1 protein-coding gene is annotated in these 1,957 nt (G+C 68.1%); it reads left to right on the top strand.

What is annotated here, in order from left to right:
• Positions 1–310 precede the first annotated feature (310 nt).
• On the top strand, positions 311–1,933 hold the full coding sequence (groL, locus tag STRIP9103_RS36365; RefSeq protein ID WP_009331593.1) for a chaperonin GroEL: 1,623 nt from the start codon (positions 311–313) through the stop codon (positions 1,931–1,933).
• The last annotated feature ends 24 nt before the right edge of the window (positions 1,934–1,957 follow it).

Below are 1,957 nucleotides of genomic sequence, written 5' to 3'. Positions count from 1 at the left end.
CCCTTCTGCATGCCTGGGTGCCTGCGTGGGGGCGGGGCGCACGGGGCGGGGGTGCCCGGGGTGTCCGGGGGCGCGTGCGGGTGCGCGCGGGTGCGTTCACCTGCGGATCACCCAGAGCCGCTTGCACTCGGCAAGGGCGAGTGCTAATCATTGGCGTTAGCACTCTGAAGGTGAGAGTGACAAAGAGGGACCGGGTCGGTGAGGCCCGCAGGCCAGGTGGGGCAAGGAACCACGGGGCATGCGAGCCGTCCGTCGCGGGCGCGGGCGCGGTCCGAAGGAATCACCCCCAGTCCTGGAGGGACCACTTCACATGGCCAAGATCATCGCGTTCGACGAGGAGGCGCGGCGCGGCCTCGAGCGCGGCATGAACCAGCTCGCGGACGCCGTCAAGGTGACGCTCGGCCCCAAGGGCCGGAACGTCGTCCTCGAGAAGAAGTGGGGCGCCCCCACGATCACCAACGATGGTGTGTCCATCGCCAAGGAGATCGAGCTCGAGGACCCGTACGAGAAGATCGGCGCCGAGCTGGTCAAGGAAGTCGCCAAGAAGACGGACGACGTCGCCGGTGACGGTACGACCACCGCGACCGTCCTCGCCCAGGCCCTGGTACGCGAGGGTCTGCGCAACGTCGCGGCCGGTGCCAACCCGATGGCTCTGAAGCGCGGTATCGAGAAGGCCGTCGAGGCCGTCTCCGGTGCGCTGCTCGACCAGGCCAAGGAGGTCGAGACCAAGGAGCAGATCGCCTCCACGGCCTCCATCTCCGCCGCCGACACCCAGATCGGTGAGCTCATCGCCGAGGCCATGGACAAGGTCGGCAAGGAAGGCGTCATCACCGTCGAGGAGTCGCAGACCTTCGGTCTGGAGCTCGAGCTCACCGAGGGCATGCGCTTCGACAAGGGCTACATCTCGGCGTACTTCGCGACCGACATGGAGCGCATGGAGGCGGTGCTCGAGGACCCGTACATCCTCATCGCCAACTCCAAGATCTCCAACGTCAAGGACCTGCTCCCGCTCCTGGAGAAGGTCATGCAGTCGGGCAAGCCGCTGCTGATCATCGCCGAGGACGTCGAGGGCGAGGCCCTGTCGACCCTGGTCGTCAACAAGATCCGCGGCACCTTCAAGTCCGTCGCGGTCAAGGCCCCGGGCTTCGGCGACCGCCGCAAGGCGATGCTGAACGACATCGCCATCCTCACCGGTGGCGAGGTCATCTCCGAGGAGGTCGGTCTCAAGCTGGAGAACACCTCCCTGGACCTCCTGGGCCGTGCCCGCAAGGTCGTCATCACCAAGGACGAGACCACCGTCGTCGACGGTGCCGGCTCCTCCGAGCAGGTGCAGGGCCGGGTCAACCAGATCCGCGCCGAGATCGAGAACAGCGACTCGGACTACGACCGCGAGAAGCTCCAGGAGCGCCTGGCGAAGCTCGCGGGCGGCGTGGCCGTCATCAAGGCCGGTGCCGCGACCGAGGTCGAGCTCAAGGAGCGCAAGCACCGCATCGAGGACGCCGTCCGCAACGCGAAGGCGGCCGTCGAGGAGGGCATCGTCGCCGGTGGTGGCGTGGCCCTGCTCCAGGCCTCCCAGGTCTTCGAGAAGCTGGAGCTGGAGGGCGACGAGGCCACCGGTGCCGCCGCCGTCAAGCTGGCTCTCGAGGCCCCGCTGAAGCAGATCGCCGTCAACGCCGGCCTCGAGGGCGGTGTCGTGGTGGAGAAGGTGCGCAACCTGACCCCGGGTCACGGCCTGAACGCCGCGACCGGCGAGTACGTCGACCTGGTCAAGGAAGGCATCATCGACCCGGCGAAGGTGACCCGTTCCGCGCTGCAGAACGCCGCCTCCATCGCCGCGCTCTTCCTCACCACCGAGGCCGTCATCGCCGACAAGCCGGAGAAGGCCGCGGCCCCCGCCGGCGGCGGCATGCCGGGCGGTGACATGGACTTCTGATCGACCTCTGGTTGATCACCGTCC

It is taken from the genome of Streptomyces ipomoeae 91-03 (genome assembly GCF_000317595.1).
Classification (GTDB): domain Bacteria; phylum Actinomycetota; class Actinomycetes; order Streptomycetales; family Streptomycetaceae; genus Streptomyces; species Streptomyces ipomoeae.
This window is presented reverse-complemented; position numbering and strand designations above follow the sequence as displayed.